15 protein-coding genes are annotated in these 17858 nt (G+C 70.3%); 5 read left to right on the forward strand and 10 right to left on the reverse strand.

Annotated elements, in window-relative coordinates; genetic code table 11:
- Positions 1-5: 5 nt before the first annotated feature.
- The 10 genes from G4X40_RS02635 to G4X40_RS02680 form a co-directional block, all read right to left on the reverse strand.
- Entirely contained in the window at positions 6-1217 is a 1212-nt protein-coding gene (locus tag G4X40_RS02635) for an MlaD family protein (RefSeq protein ID WP_277829985.1), read from the reverse strand.
- Positions 1214-2275, reverse strand: coding sequence for an MCE family protein (locus G4X40_RS02640; RefSeq protein ID WP_277829986.1), 1062 nt, complete (start codon positions 2273-2275; stop codon positions 1214-1216). Before G4X40_RS02640 ends, G4X40_RS02635 begins: the two co-directional genes overlap by 4 nt.
- Positions 2272-3444, reverse strand: a complete 1173-nt coding sequence (locus G4X40_RS02645) for an MCE family protein (RefSeq protein ID WP_277829987.1) — start codon at positions 3442-3444, stop codon at positions 2272-2274. The genes G4X40_RS02640 and G4X40_RS02645 overlap by 4 nt, the downstream gene beginning before the upstream one ends.
- The gene (locus G4X40_RS02650; protein WP_277829988.1) at positions 3435-4484 is read right to left on the reverse strand and encodes an MCE family protein; all 1050 of its coding nucleotides are present in this window, start codon (positions 4482-4484) and stop codon (positions 3435-3437) included. Before G4X40_RS02650 ends, G4X40_RS02645 begins: the two co-directional genes overlap by 10 nt.
- A complete protein-coding gene (locus tag G4X40_RS02655) occupies positions 4481-5566 on the reverse strand; it encodes an MCE family protein (protein ID WP_277829990.1) in 1086 nt (361 codons plus the stop codon). Before G4X40_RS02655 ends, G4X40_RS02650 begins: the two co-directional genes overlap by 4 nt.
- Positions 5563-6816, reverse strand: coding sequence for an MCE family protein (locus G4X40_RS02660; protein WP_277829991.1), 1254 nt, complete (start codon positions 6814-6816; stop codon positions 5563-5565). Before G4X40_RS02660 ends, G4X40_RS02655 begins: the two co-directional genes overlap by 4 nt.
- Positions 6813-7679: an MlaE family ABC transporter permease gene (locus G4X40_RS02665; protein ID WP_277829992.1), complete on the reverse strand. Its 867-nt coding sequence runs from the start codon at positions 7677-7679 to the stop codon at positions 6813-6815. The genes G4X40_RS02660 and G4X40_RS02665 overlap by 4 nt, the downstream gene beginning before the upstream one ends.
- A complete protein-coding gene (locus G4X40_RS02670) occupies positions 7679-8488 on the reverse strand; it encodes an MlaE family ABC transporter permease (RefSeq protein WP_277829993.1) in 810 nt (269 codons plus the stop codon). Before G4X40_RS02670 ends, G4X40_RS02665 begins: the two co-directional genes overlap by 1 nt.
- 81 nt (positions 8489-8569) lie before the next feature.
- Positions 8570-10153, reverse strand: a complete 1584-nt coding sequence (fadD5, locus tag G4X40_RS02675) for a fatty-acid--CoA ligase FadD5 (RefSeq protein ID WP_277829994.1) — start codon at positions 10151-10153, stop codon at positions 8570-8572.
- Positions 10154-10411: 258 nt separating this feature from the next.
- Positions 10412-11209 carry an enoyl-CoA hydratase-related protein gene (locus G4X40_RS02680; RefSeq protein ID WP_277829995.1) on the reverse strand — a complete coding sequence of 266 codons (798 nt, stop codon included), beginning with the start codon at positions 11207-11209 and terminating at the stop codon, positions 10412-10414.
- Between the two features lie 249 nt (positions 11210-11458).
- Here G4X40_RS02680 and G4X40_RS02685 point away from each other — a divergent pair, with 249 nt between their 5' ends.
- The 5 genes from G4X40_RS02685 (at position 11459) to G4X40_RS02705 (ending at position 17858) form a co-directional block, all read left to right on the forward strand.
- Positions 11459-12661 carry a TetR/AcrR family transcriptional regulator gene (locus G4X40_RS02685; protein ID WP_277829997.1) on the forward strand — a complete coding sequence of 401 codons (1203 nt, stop codon included), beginning with the start codon at positions 11459-11461 and terminating at the stop codon, positions 12659-12661.
- 49 nt (positions 12662-12710) lie between these two features.
- The gene (locus G4X40_RS02690) at positions 12711-13172 is read left to right on the forward strand and encodes a DUF4334 domain-containing protein (protein ID WP_277829998.1); all 462 of its coding nucleotides are present in this window, start codon (positions 12711-12713) and stop codon (positions 13170-13172) included.
- Positions 13173-13274: 102 nt separating this feature from the next.
- Positions 13275-14399 carry a hypothetical protein gene (locus G4X40_RS02695; RefSeq protein ID WP_277829999.1) on the forward strand — a complete coding sequence of 375 codons (1125 nt, stop codon included), beginning with the start codon at positions 13275-13277 and terminating at the stop codon, positions 14397-14399.
- Positions 14396-16252, forward strand: coding sequence for a hydroxysqualene dehydroxylase (locus tag G4X40_RS02700; RefSeq protein ID WP_277830001.1), 1857 nt, complete (start codon positions 14396-14398; stop codon positions 16250-16252). Before G4X40_RS02695 ends, G4X40_RS02700 begins: the two co-directional genes overlap by 4 nt.
- Positions 16253-16610: 358 nt before the next feature.
- Complete coding sequence (locus tag G4X40_RS02705; RefSeq protein WP_277830003.1) at positions 16611-17858, forward strand: PucR family transcriptional regulator; 1248 nt, start codon at positions 16611-16613, stop codon at positions 17856-17858.

Below are 17858 nucleotides of genomic sequence, written 5' to 3' on the forward strand. Positions count from 1 at the left end.
CCCTCCTAGTGCCCTATTCCTTGCAGGAGCTGTTTCCAGTAGTCGACGGCCTGCTGCCCGGTCGGGACCAGGATCGGGTCGTCCACCATCGGCGGGCCGGTCACCCGCCCCGGTTCGGTCGCGTTCTGCAGCCCGAGGTCGTTCGGCCGCGGCGCGACCCGCGACCCGCGCTGCTCGAGGTCCTTGCCCGGCGGGCAGTACAGCGCCAGGTTCGGGTTGCGGGGGCTGACGTCGCCGACGGACCGCCGCGGGGTGTCGTAGTAGCAGAGCGGGCCCTGCGTGCCGACCAGCGTGAAGTCGGCCCGGCCGCCGTGCACGACAGAACCGAGCTTGCCGAGCGCGTCGGGGATCGACACCAGCCCGGCCGCCAGCGCCGGGGTGCGGTCGGAGACGATCTGCCCGACCGTGACCATGTTCGTCAGCAGCGACCCGAAGTCGCCGTGGGTGCTGTCCAGCAGCTGCTGGGTCTTCGCCATCGCCGACGGGGAGTGGTCGGTCAGGTAGATCAGCGAGGGTTCGCTCGCGACCAGCTGGTCGGCGACGTTGCGCACCGCGGCCGCCGAGCCGGGGAAGCCGTCGGCGTGGGCGGCGAGGGTGTCGAGCAGCGGCAGTCCGGCGTCGACCATCGACGCCAGCGCCGGCGCGTGCTCCTGCAGCACCTGGGAGAGCCGGTCGGCATCCGCGATGAGCTCGCGCAACTGTGGCCCGGTCCCCGTCAGCGCGGTGCCCATGGTGTCGGACAGCTCGGTGATCGTGTTGGGATCGATGCTGCCGACCAGCCGGGACATGGTGCCGAGCAGCTGGTCGAGCTGCTCGGGCTGTTTGTCCGCGGGCACCGTGAGCGTGCCGCCGTCGGCCAGGAACGGCCCCCGGTCCGTGGTCGGGGTGATGTCGAGCGACTGGATGCCCAGCGCGCTGGCGTTGGTCACCGCCGCGGTCGAGCCCATCGGGATCTCGGTGCCCGGATCGAGCGAGATCCGGACCACCACACCACGACCGTCGTCGCCGACGTCGACCGCGGTGACCTTCCCGACGCCGACGCCGCGGTAGGTGACCGCGGTGCCCGGGCTCAGACCGAAGGCGTCGGACATGCGCGCGCTGACCTCGATGGCGCCGCCGAGGCTCTGCGGTCCGATCACGTAGCGGATGCCGAACGTCACCGCGGCCGCGCCGACGACCACGAACAGCACCAACTGGATCACGACCGCGCGCCTCATCGCGCCGCCCCCGCGAGCAGGCCGCTCAGGTCCGCGGGCACGACGATCTGCGGCGACCGCCCACCGGTGAGCAGCTTGGCGATCGAGCCGGGCACGTCGAGCGCGCCGTCGAAGGTCAGGTAGTCGCCGCGGATCGCGCGGCCGAACGACGCGATGAAACTGTTCATGCCGGTCAGCGCCGGCGTGACCGATTCGTTGAAGCCACGGATGGCCGCGAGGACCTCGGACAGCTGCTGCAGCTCCGGGCCGAGCTGAGACTTCGTCGCCGAGAGAATCTGTCCCGCATGGGTGACCAGCGTGCTCGTCGAATCGACGAGGGCGGTGATCTTGTCGCGCTGGCGGACCAGCAGGTCGACGGTCGGCGCCGCCACGTCCAGCCCCTTCTCGAGCACCTGCTGCTGCCCGGCGAGCTGTGCTGCCACCGCGTTCGCCGAGTCGAGGGCGCGATTGAGGTCGTTCTGGTGCGCCGAGGCCACCCCGAGGGTCCGGTTCAGCCGGTCGAGCAGGGTGCGGACCTGCTCGCCGCGGCCGTCGAACGCCTTGTTCAGTTCGGTCATGATGGTCTCCAGCTGGTCGATGCCGCTGCCGTTCAAGACCATGCCCAGCGCCGCGAGGCCGGCCTCGAGCTCCGGGCCGAGTGAGGTGTTCGACTCCGGGATCAGCGCGCCCTCGCGCAGCATCCGCGGGGACGGTTCGTCTGGGATCGTGATCCGGATGAACGGATTGCCCAGTGCCGACGGCAGTTCCACGTCCGCGGTGACGTTGTCGGGCAGCGGGACCGCGTCGGACAGGCTCAGCCCCACGCGGGCGTGGCGCCCGTCGGTGGCCAGGTCGTGCACCCGGCCGACCAGCTTCTGCCCCACCCGCACCTCGGTGCCGAGCTGGATGCGGTCGGCACGCGCGAACACCGCCGTGACCCGGTACGACGGGCCGTCGGCGCTGCGGCCGACCGGCAGCTGCTGCAGGCTCAGACCGCACCCGGCCAGCGCCAGGCACAGCGCCAGGCACAGCGCCGACAGGGCCGGGATGCGGCCGCGGAACCCCTTGCGCGCCATCATCTCCCCCCGGCCTGCGGCGGGGTGCGACCGGACAGTGCGGACACGATGCCCAGCGGGTCCGATGCGCTGATCGGGAACGAGATCGGGTTGGTGAATCCCGCGCCGGTGCACAGCGGCAGCGCGTACTTCTCGCACAGCGGCGCGGCGACCGCGAACTGGGTCAGCTGCGTCGAGACGTCGAGCCGGATCCGCGCGCGCTGGTCCGGCCCGATGGTGCGGGAGATGTTCTGCATGAGCAGCGGGACCAGGTCCACGAACTCGGCGAAACCGCCCTGGTGCGCGGCGAACCGGTCGGTGAGGGTCTTCGCGTCGGCGAGCACGGCGGCCGCGTCGGAACCGCGGTCGGTGAGCAGCTTGTCGAGCTGGTCGAACAGTCCGGGGAGGGTGGCGATCGGGCCCGCGACGTCGAGGTGGTCGCGTTGGATCTGCTCGCCGAGCTGCGCCAGGTCGTCGGTCACCTGCGAGAGCGTGCCCTGCTGCGCGGAGACCGCCGTGACCAGCGTGTTCACATTGTCGATCAATGTGCCGATGTCGTCGCTGCGCGCGCCGACGACCGACGTGGCCGCGCTGAGGTCGCGGATGGCCGAGTTGATCTGCGGCCCCAGTCCCTTCGTCGCCGCGGCCGCGCTGTCGAGGGCCCCGCCGAGATCGCCGTCCTTCGGCCCGAGCGCGGTCGCGAGGGTGTTGACACTGCTGAGCAGTTGATCCCAGTTGATCGGGGAATGTGTGCGAGACACCGGGATCGAGGCGCCGCCGGCCAACCGCGTCCCCCCACGGTAGGGCGGGCTCAGCTCGACATAGCGGTCGCTGATCACCGACGGGTTCATCACGAACGCCTGCACGTCCGCCGGCAGCGTGACCGACTTCGGCACCCCGAGTGTCACCCGCACGGTGGTGCCGTGCGGCTGCACCGATTCGACGGTACCCACCGGCACGCCCAGCACGGTGACCTTGCTGCCGCGGTAGATCCCGTTGACATAGGCGAACTCCGCGACCACCTCCCGGCGATCGTCGGTGTGGTCGAACACGAACCACGAGGCGACCGCCAGCAGCACCGCCACGGCTCCCGCCGCCGCCCAGCGCACCGCGGTCCGGCGCCGGCCGGTGCGGTCCGGCGCGTCGGAGAGGTCGGGGCGGTGGTCGTGCCCGGGCGCGGACATCACTTGCATCCCTTCATCACCTGGAGCTGACACAGCAGGTCGTCGGGGATCATCGCGCTGGGTGCGGAGACGTCGACCCAATTGCCGTTGCCCGAGGCATCGGTCGCGGCCCGCAGTGCCGGCGGCAGCTTGGTCAACAACGTGTCGATGTTCGCCGCGTTGCCGGTAAGCGTCTGTGTCACCGACCGCAGGTTGACCAATAGTTGGTCGAAGTCGCCCGCCTTGTCGCCGAAGAAGGTCGACGCCTGCTCGGTCAGCGTGGTCAGGTCGCGCACGAGCTGGGTCAGCTCCTGACGTCGGGTGGTCAGCGCGTCGAGTACCGTGCGCGAGTTCTGCAGCAGCGCCTGCAGTTCGGTGGCCTGTCCCGCGACCAACCCGCTGAGCGACTTCGAGGTCTGCAGCAGCGTGGTGATCTGATCGCTGTTACGGGTCAGCGCCGACGCCGCCGCACTCACCCCGGTCAGCGCCTGGCCGACCTGTCCGGAGTCCGTCGGCAGCGTCTGCGACAGCGTCCGGACCATCTCGGAGAGTGTCTTGGTGTCGACCTGCTGCGCGTCGTGCTGCGCGCCGGCGGCGATGTCGTCGAGGGTGAACGGCACGCTGGTGCGCGCCAACGGGATCGTGTCGCCGGGTCCGACGCCCCCGGAACCGGCGGGGTCGACCGCGAGATACCGCTTGCCGAGGATCGTCTGCAGCTTCACCGCCGCGGTGGTGCGGTCGCCGAGGCGCTGGCGGCGGTCCAGCCGGAAGTGCACGTCGACGTGATCCCCGGCGAGCTCGACGCTCTCCACCCGTCCGGCCGGCACCCCGGACAGGTAGACCGGATCGGCGGTCGTGAGGCCGGCGGCGTTCGCGAACTGTGCGGTGTACGCGTCGGTGCGCGCCAGGTACCAGCCACGTGGCAGCGCGACCGCCGCGAGCAGGCCCAGCGCGACCACCACGATCCCGGCGGTGCCCAGCACCAGCGGGCTGAACCCGTGGCGCCCGCGCGGGTCGGCGAACAGCGCGGCGGCCAGTGCGCGGGTGCGGCCTGGTGCTCGGCGGATCATCGGCACACCGCCGAGTGGGTGGTCCCGAGCAGATTGACCTCTGCCGCATCGGCTTTGAGTGTGAAGTTGCACATGTACAGGCTCAGAAAACTGCCGTAGTCGGCGATGTGGTTGAGGCTGTCGGCGAAGGCCGGCAGCAGCCGCATCGTCTCGTCAAACCGGTCTGTGTTCGGGACCCACGCGCCCGTCATGTTCTTCAGGTCGGTCACCGTCTGCCCCAGCGGTGCGATGGACTGGGTGAACAGCTCGACCGCGCCCGCGACGGTGGAGCTGCCCTGATCGAGCAGCGTGATCAGTTGCGTGTTGTGCTCGGCCAGTGAGGTACTCAGCTGCGAGAGCCCGGTGATGAGCTCGCGGACCTCGCTGCCGCGCGTGTTCACCGCACCGAGCAGCGTGTTCAGATTGGCGACCAACCGGCCGAACACCTGCTCGTGGTCCGCGAGGTTCTCGCTGACCGAGGCGATCCGCACCAGCAGCGTGGAGATGGTCCCGGATTCGCCCTGGAACGCGTCGACCACCGACCGCGCCAGCCCGTTGACCTGCGCCGGGTCGATCGCGTCGAACAGCGGCTTGAACCCGTTGACGAGCGCGGTCAGGTCCACCGGTCCGGTGGTGCGCGAGAGCGGGATCTGCGCACCGGCGGGCAGGGACGCGGCGGCCGTGAGGGTCGTGCCGCTGGTGCCGGATGAGGTGACGGGATCCACCAGGGCCAGGTAGCGCACGCCGAGCATGTCACCGTACCGGATTGCCGCCGAAACCTGTTCGGACAGAGCATGCTTCGACTGAACTTCGAAGTCCACCAGTGCCTGACTGCCGCCGTCCGGCCCGGCGACGAAGGAGACCGAGTCGACCCGGCCGACGCGCACACCGGTGAGCGTCACGTCGCTGCCCGGGACCAGCCCGTCCACGTCGGAGAACACCGCCGAGTACCGGGTCGTCGCCCCCGGCACCGGCACACTGAGCGTGTTGGCGACCAGGATCGCCGCGAGCACACCGGCGGCCAGGTAGGCGACCAGCGCCAGTGCGGAGCGGACCGTCTTCGCGCCGCCTGCCCGGGCGCCTCGGATGGCGGGCAGTCTCACCGCACCCGCACCTGTGTGCCGCGCACCAGGGGGCCGAGCATCAACGACGTCGCGACGTTCGGGTCCGCGGACGGTCGCGACGTCGCGACCCCCTGCAGTTCGGCGAGCGCCGGTCGCTCCCCTCGGGCGTCGACGACGTCCGAGACGCCCCCGACCCGCGCGGGCGCAGCCCCGCAGTTGGCGCCGGCCGCGCCGGGATAGCGGGGACAGTCTGCGGCCGTGTACGGCAGCGGATCGGAGAAGTCCGGGACCGCGGTGATGTTGAACCGTCCGGTCGCGAACACCAGTGCGCCCTTCTCGCCGAACGGGCCCAATTGGTCGAGTGTGTCGGCCAGCCCGGCGCGGTTCGACGCCAGCGTGCCGAGCACCGGCGCGCCCACGCGCACCACGGTGATGATCCGCTGCTGCTGCGCCGAGGCCACCTCGCCGACCGAATTCGCCAGCGTCACACCAGCGGTGAGCAGGCCGTCGATCTGACCTTGGTGATCGAGCGCGAGCTGTGACAGCGCGGTGGCGGAGCGCAGGGTGCCGATCAGGTCGCCGCTCGCGGCGCGCAGCGCATCGGACACATGCCGCAACTGCGGCGAACTCGCCAGCACCGCATCGAGTTTCGGCTCCAGCTCGCCGGTCACGGCGCTCATGCGATCGATCGTGTCGCCCAGCACCCCGCCCTGCCCGCGCAGGGCCTGGCTGATCGCGGTGAGCGCGACCTGCAGCTTCGCCGGCTGCATCCGCTCGAGCAGGTCGGAGGCCTGCCGGTACAGCTGGTACAACTGCACGGCGTCGGCGGAGGTGTCCGCGGCCAGTTCGTCGCCGGCGGACAGGCGCGGTCCGATCGAGGGATCCGCGTACCGCGGGATCAGCCGCAGATAGACGTCGCCGAACAGCGTGCGCGGCACGATCCGCACGACCACCGCCGCGGGGACGCGGTCGAGTTGCGCGCGGTCGATGCGCAGCACCACCTTCGACTGCGTGGTTCCCGCGTCGATGCCGACCACGGTGCCGATCGCGACGCCCTGATATTGCACGGCGGCACCGCCGCCCACATCGCCGGCCGCGGCCGGGATCTGCGCGGTGACCTCCGGGTCGCCGTCGAACGAGCCGCCGCCGTAGGCGATCAGCGCGGCCGAGACCCCGATCAGGGCGACCGCGGCCAGGGCCCCGCGCAGCACCAGCGCCGCCCGGGACGGGGCCAGCCGTCGGGGTCCCCTGCCGCGGCGGCCCCGCCTCTCGCCACCCGCCGCCCTCATGACACGCCCAGCCCGGGGACCGATGGCACGATGCCCCACAACGCGAAGGTGAGGACGACGTCGGTGACCCCGATCGCGAGGATCGAGGTACGCAGCGCCCGCCCGGCCGCCCGACCGACGCCTTCGGGCCCGCCGGAGGCGTGGAACCCGTAGGAGCAGTGCACCAGCGCGATGATGATCGCGAAGACCACGGCTTTGGTGAGCGAGTACCACAGGTCGTTCGCGGTGAGCGTGAGATGGAAGTAGTAGTCGTAGGTGCCGGCGGAGGCGCCGTTGAACTGCACGATCACCAGCCGAGTCGCCAGGAATCCGGCGATCAGCCCGACCATGTAGATCGGCACGATGCAGATGACGGCGGCGATCAACCGGGTGCTGGCCAGGAACGGGATGGACCGCACCGCCATCGCGTCCAGCGCGTCGATCTCGTCGGAGATCCGCATCGCGCCGAGTTGCGCGGTGAAGCCGGTGCCGACCTTCGCGGCCAGCGCGATGCTGGCGACCACCGGTGCGAGCTCCCGGGTGTTCGCGATCGCCGAGAGCATGCCCGACAGCGACGTCATGCCGATCAGGTCGAGGCCGCGGTAGGTCTCGACCCCGACCATCATCGCGGCCACCGCGGACATCGCGAACACGATGCCGATGGTGCCGCCGCCCGCGAGCAGCGAGGCATAGCCGAAGCTCACCTCGCCGATCTGGCGCAGCACGTGCTTCCAGTACCGCTTGAGCGCGAACGGGATTCCCGCCACGGTGAGCACCGCGAAGGTGACGTGTTCGCCGAGCCGCGCCAGCGCGCCGGTGCCGGTGCCGGTACGGACCGGACGGGTCAGCGGGCGCAGACGGTGTACCGCGGACAGTCCGACCATCAGTACGTCCCGACCGCGGGGATCATCACCGTGTAGAGCTGGGACAGCACGGTGTTGACGACGAAGACCATCACGAACGCGAGCACGACCGCCTCGTTGACCGAATCCGCGACCCCGCTCGGCCCGCCCTTGGTGTGCAGGCCCTTGAACGAGGCGATCAGGGCCGAGGTGACCGCGAAGCACACCGACTTCACCATGGCCATCGTGAAGTCCGACACCCGCCCGTACTCGCTGAACGTGGCGAGGAACGCGCCGGACGATTGGTGGCTGACATAGATCTGGTAGAAGAAGCACGCGCTGACACCGACCGCCGTGACCATCGCGCACATCACCAGCGAGACGATCATCGCGGCGATCAGTCGCGGCACCACCAGACGCTCGATCACGTTGAGGCTCATCACCTCCAGCGCCTGGATCTCCTCACGGATGGTGCGTGATCCCAGGTCCGCGCAGATGGCCGAGCCACCGACGCCGGCGAGCATGAGCGCGCACACCAGTGCCGCGGCCTGGCCGACCACCACGAACGCGACCACGGCGCCGGAGTAGCCGCCCGCCCCGAGCCGTCCCGCGAGGGACCCCACCGAGACCGCGATCAGCACGCCGATCGGCAGCATCAGCAGCAGCGCCGGCACCGTGCACACCCTCGCCAGGAACAGCGACTGGGTGAGCGTCTCGGCGATCGACACCCTCCCCCGCAGGACCGCCCGCACCGCGGTGGCGAGTGTGCTGAGCGAGAACCCGATGAGCGCGCCGACCTGGTTGGCCAGGTCGTGCGCCGGGTTCTTCGCCACCGGTAGCTCGAACGTCACTCCCCACCCCCCTTGATGATGTCGCGACCGCGGGCTCGTGCTGCGGATTCGTGCCTCGGATGCGGGCCTGCCCGCCCGGATTCAACCGGCCGCGCGCGCCGAGGCCGGTGCCGATTCCCGCAGTTCGCCCTTGACGACCTTGCCGCTCGCGTTGCGCGGCAACGCCTCGACGACCACCAGGTCCTTCGGGTGCTTGTAGCGGGCGAGCCGGTCGCCGAGCCAGTCGACGAGTTCGGCCAGGGTGAGGTCCTGCCCGGCCTCGAGCGCCACCACCGCGACCGGTACCTCGGTCCACTTCGGGTCGGGTCGGCCGATCACCGCCGCCTCACGGATGCGCGGGTGCGCGAACAGCACGTTCTCGATCTCCGCGCAGTAGATGTTCTCGCCGCCGGAGATGATCATGTCTTTCTTGCGATCGACGACGTAGACGAATCCCTCGTCGTCGACCCGGACCAGATCGCCCGAGTGGAACCAGCCGCCGTAGAACGCATCCGCGGTCGCCTGCGGGTTACGCCAGTACTCGGCCATCATCGTCGGTCCGCGGTACACGATCTCGCCGACCTGCCCGGGGGCCACGTCATTCATGTCGTCGTCGACGACCCGGGTCTGGATCGTGGGGATCGGCTTGCCGACCGATCCGAGCTTGCGGATCGCGTCGTCCCCGTCGAGCACACACGTGATCGGCGACATCTCGGTCTGGCCGAAGACGGCCACGTTCTTCGCGTCGGGGAACGTCTCGGCCATCGCGCGCAGCAGCGTGTCCGAAGCCGGCGCCGCACCCCAGCTGATCACCCGCAACGCCAGATCACGCTGCTGCACAGTCGGATCCGCACAGATCGCCTGCCACTGCACCGGGACCAGGAACACCGTGGTGACATGTTCACCCTCCCATGCGTCGAGCATCTCGGACGGGTCGAATGCCTTGAGCGGATGGATCACCGTGGTCGCGCCGAGCATGAGCATCGGCGCCACCGAACCGAGCGCGGCGACGTGGAACACCGGCGAGGCGAGAAAGCCGACGTCGTCGCCGTTGTAGTGCATGGCGCGGATGCAGGTGAGCGCCTGCGCGGACATGTTGCCGTGGGAGAGCACGGCACCCTTCGGCCGCCCGGTGGTCCCGGAGGTGTAGAGGATCAGGGCGGGCAGGTCTTCGGGCAGATCGATCGGCGTGAACGGCTGCGACTCCGCGACCAGTTCCTCGTAGCCGAGCGCATCGCCGGCGGTGTCGGCGCCCATGTTCACCACGAGTTCGAGCTCGGACTCCTCGCCGCGCACCGCCTGCACCAGCGGCAGCAGTGCCGGCTCGGTGAACACCGCACGCGCGCCGCAGTCGCGGGCGATGTACGCGACCTCCGGCGGGGTCAGCCGGAAATTCACCGGAACCGCAAGCGCCCCCACGGCATTGATCGCCAGCACCGCCTCGAAGAATTCGGTCCGGTTGAGCGTCAGCAGCAGCACCCGGTCGCCCTGGCCCACCCCTCTCCGGGCCAGGGCACCGGCCATCGCTGCCGAGCGGTCGCGCAGCTGCCGCCAGGTGGTCACCTCACCCCGGAACCGGAATGCGGCCTGGTCCGGCTTCATCTCGGCATGCGTTGCGACCCAGTTGATCCAGTGATTCCGCCGCGAGAGCAGCGGCTGAGCGGTCAAGGTGTTCACGGCAGACATGGCGACGGTCCCTTCCTTCGCCGCGGTGACGCGGCGGGGCCTGACGAATGTTGTGACGAGTATTACAGAGACATCGCGTCCGGGGAAGCATTTTTGTTAACCAGAATTCTCATCAACTCCGACACCTCGCGACCCCGGACGCCGACCTGTATCGACACTGAAACCTGAATGCTTACTGGGTAATCACCGACATCGACAGCGCCGCGGCAACAGCACCGAAGCCCCCTCGAAGCTAGCTGCGAGTCTCGCCACGACGGTTCACGGAAAGGAGGGCGGCCGATGCTGCAGCATGGCCGTCGCACCCTCGGCGAATTCCGGTCCGACCAACAACTCGCACTGTCCACGCGTCTCGGCCGCCATCGCCGCGTCGAGGCGGTCCAGGGTGACCGCGGTGAGCGCACGCTTGGTGAGCTCGATCGCGCGCCGCGGACCCGATGCCAGCCGGTGCGCGACCGCCGCGACATGTCCGGACAGCTCCGCCTCGGGCAGCACACCCGCGATCAGTCCCGCCCGCAGCGCCTCGTCGGCCGGCAGTCTCTCGCCGAGCAGCGCCATCCTTGCCGCGCGCGCGCGTCCGACCGAGGCCGAGATCAACGCGGTCGAGCCGCCGTCCGGCATCAGTCCGACGTTGACGAAAGCCAAGAGAAGATAGGCACTCTCCGCCGCATAGGCGAGGTCCGCGGCCACCGCGATCGACGCCCCCACCCCGGCGGCGGCACCGGGCACCTCCGCGATCACCGGCACCGGCAGGTCGACGATCGCCCGGATCACCGAGTTCGCGGCGTCCATCACCACTTCGGGCGAGACCGGCCCGCTGCCGTCCCGCTCCCCCTCGGCCATCGCGGCGAGGTCCGCCCCGGTGCTGAACGCCGCGCCGGCCCCCGCGATGACCACCACCCGCACGGAGTCGTCACCCGGTACCGCGATGAGCACCTCGAGCAGGGCCCGCATGTGCGCCAGATCGAAGGCGTTCATCCGGCGCGGCCGGTCGATCACCACGCGCAGCACCGGGCCGTCGCGCTCGACCCGCAGGCCGCTTGCCGCTGCGGCGGTCATGACCGCACCGCCGCGGTCCCGACGGAAACCGTGTTCATCGAACCTCCTCGCGAACGCGCATTTGCACCACCACGTGAAGAATTTCGGTTAACTTTCCTGTCAGGCCACCGCGCTGTCAAGGCCCACTTCTCCTGGACTTCGTGCGAGGATGGACCTCCCTGCCGGCGCAGCCGTCAGTGCAAATTCTCGATCACCACGCCGGCTCCCGATCCCGTCGAGGAGACCGCCGGCCCGTCGTCAGGAGGTTCGGTGCCCGAGTCGGTACAGGTGAGTCCGCGCAAGCGCCCGAAGAACCGCAGAGCCCAGATCGCCGCCGTGGCAGCCGCGGCGTTCAGCGAGCGCGGATACCACGCGGTCGGCGTCGACGACATCGCGGCGGCCGTGGGGATCTCCGGCCCCGCGCTCTACCGCCACTTCCCGAACAAGTACGCGCTCTTCCAGCATGCCGCGCGCAGTCTGGTCGACGCGCTGGTGTCCGCCACCGACGATTCCACCCGCACAGCCGATTCCGCCACCGGACGTCTTGACGAACTACTGACCGCGATCATCTCCACGACCCTGACCAACCGGACGACAGGGGGGCTCTACCGTTGGGAGGGCAGGTATCTCGCGGCCGAGGACCGCGCGACCATCCGGTCCCAGCTCGAGATCGTCAACCGCCGGATCGGGAGCGAACTGTCCGCGCTGCGGCCCGAACTGGCCGATCGCGACGTCATCATGCTCAGCGCCGCCACCCTCAGCGTCATCGGTTCCATCACCGCGCACCGGGCACCGTTGCCCGCCAAGCGGATCGAGGATGTGCTGCGCGGCGCGGCCTGGTCGGTGCTGCGCTGCGAGCTGCCGCCCGCCGCGGCCTGTCCGCCGCAGGACGCACCGCCGCCGCAGGCCGGGCTCGCGATGGCATCGAAGCGGGAGGCGCTGCTGCACGAGGCGATGACGCTGTTCGACCGCCGCGGCTATCACGAGGTCAGCATCGAGGAGATCGCCGCCGCGGCGGGGATGAACGCCTCCGGCGTCTACCGTCACTTCGCGGGCAAGTCGGATCTGCTCGCGGCGGCTTTCCACCGTGCATCGGATCGTCTCACCGTCGCGGTCGGCTCGGCGCTGGCCGAGTCGCAGACCCCCGAACAGGCGCTGCCCGCCCTCGTCGAGATCTATGTGCGACTGTCCTTCGCCCAACGCGAGTTGCTGTCGGTTTACTTCGCGGAGATCGGGAACCTGCCGCCGGACCAGCGCCGGGAACTGCACAAGATGCAGCGGCTCAACATCGAGGAATGGGTGCACTTGCTGACCCAGTTGCGCCCCGAGACGCCGGCGGCCGAGTCGCGGTACCTCGTCCACGCCGCGTTCGCGCTCGTCCTCGACATCGGCCGGTTGGTCCGCTTCGACGCGAGCGCCCCGACCCGGCGGCGCGTGCAGCAGTTGATGATGGCGACGCTGCTCGGCAGTTGACCGCGCACCCGACCACATGGACCTGACCCCACACAGGAGGGACCTTCACATGACCGTGGCCGACGACTTCCGCGAGTTGCGTGCCCGCACCGACCGCGTCGACCCCCGCGAGCTCGACGCGCTCTGGGGCCGGCTGGCACCGGTCACCGTCGACGAATTGGCCGGCGGGCGGTGGCGCGGGTTCGGTTTCGACACCGGGCACCCGATGTACGGCAGGCTCGTCGGATCACGCTGGTACGGTAAGGATTTCACCTCCCCCACCGACGCCCAGCCGCTGCTGCGCCGTGACGAACAGGGCGAGGTCTTCAGCGACCTCGAGACAGGCCGGGGCGCGGCGAGCCTGTGGATGGTGCAGTTCCGGGGCGAGTCGACCGCGACCATGGTGTACGACGGACTGCCGGTGTTCGACCACTTCAAACGGGTCGACGCCGGCACGGTCATGGGCATCATGAACGGCAAGGGCACGCTCTCGGGCGGCGAGCACTTCTACTTCGGCCTCGGACGCGAGTGATGCGGGCCTGCCTGTGAGCCGCCACCGACATTGGGCTAGCCTGTCTCGCTGAAATTTGTGATCTCCCCCAAACGGGACTCGACCCAGTGAGGTATCCGCCCGATGTGGTGTCGATCGAAGCAGCTGTTGGTCGCGTTGCCGGCCGCCCTCGCGCTCGCCGCGGCGCCCGCCGTGGCGCAGTCCGCACCACTGGTGACGCCGGTGGCGACCCCGGCGCTGACCAACGATCTGACACCCAATCCCACGGGCAAGGTCGCGACCCCGCAGGACGACGTCGCCCATCCCGGGGTGACCACCGAGTGGTGGTATGCGAGCTTCATGGATCCGCACTCGCAGCGGCAACTGGTGGTGGCGATCTTCGCCGCGCCGGTGCCGATCCTCGGTGCGGTGATGATGTACGGCAACGGCAAGGACCCGGTGTCCAGCGGTCACGACGTCCCGCTGCCGATCGCGATCGCCACCCACGCCCGCCCGGTCGCGGACGGGCTGCCCGGGGTCCGCACCGACCAGGGCGAGATCAGTTACGACCCGATGCGCCGCGCCTATCACGTGCGGATCGACTCGACGTTCCAGGTCGATGCCTGGCTCGACCGCAATCAGCTGCCCGGCGCCACCGGGGTGATCGACCTGCGCAACCGCGGCCAGTGGATGGGCTGGACCAACCCGGTGGCCACCAGCGAGGCCACCGGCTGGGCGCGGATGCCCGGCGGTCCGCGCATCGACCTCGACGGGTGGCGCGGCTACCACGACCACAACTGGGGCGACTTCACGATGGCCGATCAGGCGGCCGACGGCTGGGAGTGGGGCGTGTCGCACGAGCCCGACGGCGGTGCGTCGCTGATCGGCGGTGTCGTGCGCCGCGACGGTCAGTGGACCGGATCGGTGGTCGACGTGCGGCCCACGGGCACCCGCATCTGCACCAGCTCGACGCTGACGATGTCCGACTGGCAGCACGGGAACACCCTGCTCAGCGGGGCCACCTACGCACTGCCCGGCACCATCACCGCCACCTGCGGGCCGCACGAGCCCTACCACTTCAGCAAGACCTTCCACCTGACCGAGCCGGTGGTCGCCGACGGCGGGTTGGTCGCGGCCAGCGCGGAGGCGCCGTACACGACGGTGCCCGGGTCGGTCGGCATGTTCGAGCACGTCCGCACGCTGGTCGCCCGAATCGCGGACGCGGCACGCGCGAACGACACCCGGCCCGACACCGCGCCCATCCGATGACCGACACCGCTCCGGCGCGGGTGTCGCGCCGCTCGTTCCTCGGGGGCGCCGCGACGCTGGGCGCCGTCGGCCTGGGTGCCGTGGCGGCCACGACGACCACTGCACCGCGCGCCCGGGCGTCGACCCCCGGCCCGCGCGGCCGCCGCGTGGCCGTCTTCGGCGGCGGCATGTCCGGGCTGGTCACCGCACAGGAACTGGTCGAGCGTGGCTTCGAGGTCGACGTCTTCGAGTCGCGGCCGGTGATGGGCGGCAAGGCCCGCAGCTTCGGGGTCCCCGGGACCGCGACGGCCGGTCGCGGCGAGCTGCCCGCCGAACACGGGTTCCGCTTCTTCCCCGGCTTCTACCGCAACGTGCCCGACTCGATGCGCCGCATCCCCTTCCCCGGCAACCCCGACGGTGTCCTCGGCAACATGCGTGACATCGCGAGTCTGCTCGACGGCGACGGCTTCGGTGGCGCCGCCAGCCTGGGGCCCGGCCGGTCGCTGGCCGGTTTCCTGCCGCTGGACCGCAAGGCAATGCGTCCCGTCGATCCGGGCCGGCTGACCGACCCGGCCTATCTGTCCGAGGTCGTCCGCGAGGGCTCGACCCTGCTCGCGTCGATCCCGAACAGGTTCCCGCTGGAGATGGCCGACTTCGGGCGCTGCGTGACCGCGTATGTCACCAGCTGCGAGGCCCGGCGCAAGACCGACTGGGACCGGCTGAGCTGGTGGGACTTCCTCGACGCCGCACACAAGAGCACGTTCTTCCAGGACGCCGTCGCGAAGATGACCACGATGGGTCTGGTCGCGGTCAAGCCGGAGGTGTGCAGTGTCAGCTCCGCCGGCAACATCATCGAGGCGTTCCTGTGGAACCTGCTGCTGCCGCTGCCCGGGCCCGACGACGCGTGGATCGCGCGGTTCCTGAACGGGCCCACCTCGGACGTCTGGGTGACCCCGTGGGTGCGTGAACTCGAACGTCTCGGCGTGCGCTTCCACACCGGCGCGTCGCTGCAGGCGTTCGACACCGCCGGCGGCCGCATCAGCGGTGCGCGGGTCGCCGACGCGGCGGGGTCGGTGCGGCAGGTGGAGGCCGATCACTACGTCAGCGCCGTCCCCGTCGATCGTGCGGTCCGGATCCTGCGCACCCCCGAACTGTTGCGGCTGGACCCGAGCCTGGACGGCATCGCCGGCCTGCACACCGACTGGATGAACGGCCTGATGATCTACCTGCGCCGGCCGCTCGAGGTCGCGCGCGGACTGATCGGGGTGGTCGACCACCCGTGGACGCTCAGCGCGATCGCCCAGTCGCAGACCTGGTCCCGGCCGATCGCCCCGCGTTTCGGCGACGGGACGGTCGGCGAGATCGTCTCGATCGACATCTCCAACTGGGACGGCATCGGCACGACCACCGTGCACAAGTCCGCCCGGCACTGCACCGCCCAGGAGATCTACACCGAGGTGTGGGACACGCTCCGGTCGCGTTTCGGCCCCTTCGACCGCGCCTTCGCCGACGACAACGTGCACTCGTGGTTCCTCGACCCGGCGATCAGCTGGGACCGTTCGGGCCGGGTCCACAACGACGAGCCGCTGACCGTGCAGACCGTCGGGACCTGGGCGAAGCGCCCGAAGGGACCGACCGCGATCCCGAACCTGTTCGTCGCCGGCGACTGGATCCAGACCAACGCCAACGTGGTCAGCATGGAGGGCGCGAACCAGGGCGGCCGCATCGCCGCCCAGGCTGTGCTCGACGCGGCCGGCTCGGCCGCCGAACCGGTGCTCCGTTACGACTACTACGTGCCCGCCGAGTTGGACGGACTCAAACGTCGGGATGCAGCCCGGCACGCCGCGGGACTGCCCAACATCTTCGACGTCTGACCGGGCAGTTCGTCACCCCGATCACCTGGTCGGCGCGTGACCGCGGTCACAGGATGTTCGCAGCCTTCGACGGGACGTTGAACGCCGACCTGGACAGTCGGTACATTCGATGTTCGAAACCCGGCCCCGTATTCGGCCCAGGTCGCAGGGTGACAGCGCACCGGCACGCGATGTCACCGGGCTCGATCCCCGCCACCAGCGGGGTGAGGAGTCCTGGCGGTTCCCACCACCGTGTGGATCCGCCCTCGTGCACGTCCGTGGAGGGCGGGTCGCGAGGGACCGCCGTCGGTCATGTGTGAGACGCCGCCGCGCGTCGTCACACCACCTGATGTTCGACCCGATCGAAGAGGTACGCGCGTTGACCCTCACAGCACCAGAGAACTCGAAGGCCCTCACCCTGCGCGGCAGGCCGATGTCGGCGCCGTTGCACGACGTCGACATGCTCTCCGACCAGCTCGTCGCCCACTATGCGTCGGTGCTGCCCGCCTACTCGGACTATCAGATGACGCGCATCCAGGGGTTGCTGCGCGCGGCGACGATGCGCGGGCTGGAGATGAGCATCAAGCTGCTCGACGCCGGGTTGCCGCCGACCGAGGAGGATCTGCAGGGCATCCGCGCTCTGGCCGCCGGCGAGGCGAAGGAGGGCACCCCGCTCGACGCCGTGTTGTCGGTGGCCAACGAGGCGTTGACGATGGTGCAGGATCTGATCGTCGCCGACGCCGACACCGACGACTTCGCGGACGTCCAGGAGGGTGCCCGCCGGTTCTTCGCGATGGCGCAGATGCTGCACACCGCGATCTCGACCAGCTACGCCGAGGCATTGCGTCCCGGCACCGCCGGTGCGGACGGCGCGGCCACCCATTCGCTGGTGCACACGCTGCTCACCGGTAACAACCCCGACCTGGTCGCCCAGCAACTGGGCGTCGAACTGGCACCCGAGTATCTGGTGCTGCGGGTCGCGCTGAACCTGCAACCGGGCGGGCCGGGGTCGGGGAAGCTGTCGGCGCTGGAGGTCCGCCGCAAGCTCGACCTGCTGCGGACCGCGTTCGTCGACCGCTGCGGATCGCCGTTCCTGTCCAGCCTGACCCACCGCGGCGGCGCCATCCTGCTCCCGGGGACGCCGGCCTGGGACTGGGTCGCCGACATGCTCCGCGCGGTCGGTGAGGCGGCAGGAGTGGAGATCACCGCCGCCGCCGAGAACTCCCGTCGGCAGGACATCCCCGCGACGACCGAGCGGGTCGACGAACTGCTCCGGCTGGCCCGCCGCCTCGGTCGCGCGCCGGGACTGTACGGCCTCGGCGACCTCGCCGTGGAGTACCAGCTGACCCGCCCGGGCCCGGCCCGCGCCGACCTCGTCCGACTGCTCGACCCGCTGGAGAGCTCGCCCGAGCTGTTGCAGACGCTGACCATCCACATCCGCAACGACCTGAACCGGCAGAGGACCGCGTCGATGCTGCACCTTCACACCAACACCGTGGACTACCGGATGAAGCGGATCGCCCAGTTGACCGGGCTCGACCCCACCCGTCCGTCCGGTCTGCGCCAGCTGCAGGCGGCGATCGTCGCACGCGAGTTCACCCGCGCCGGGACGCCCGCCCAGTCCTGA

Origin of the sequence: Speluncibacter jeojiensis (assembly GCF_029589495.1) — a bacterium.
Lineage (GTDB): Bacteria > Actinomycetota > Actinomycetes > Mycobacteriales > Mycobacteriaceae > Speluncibacter > Speluncibacter jeojiensis.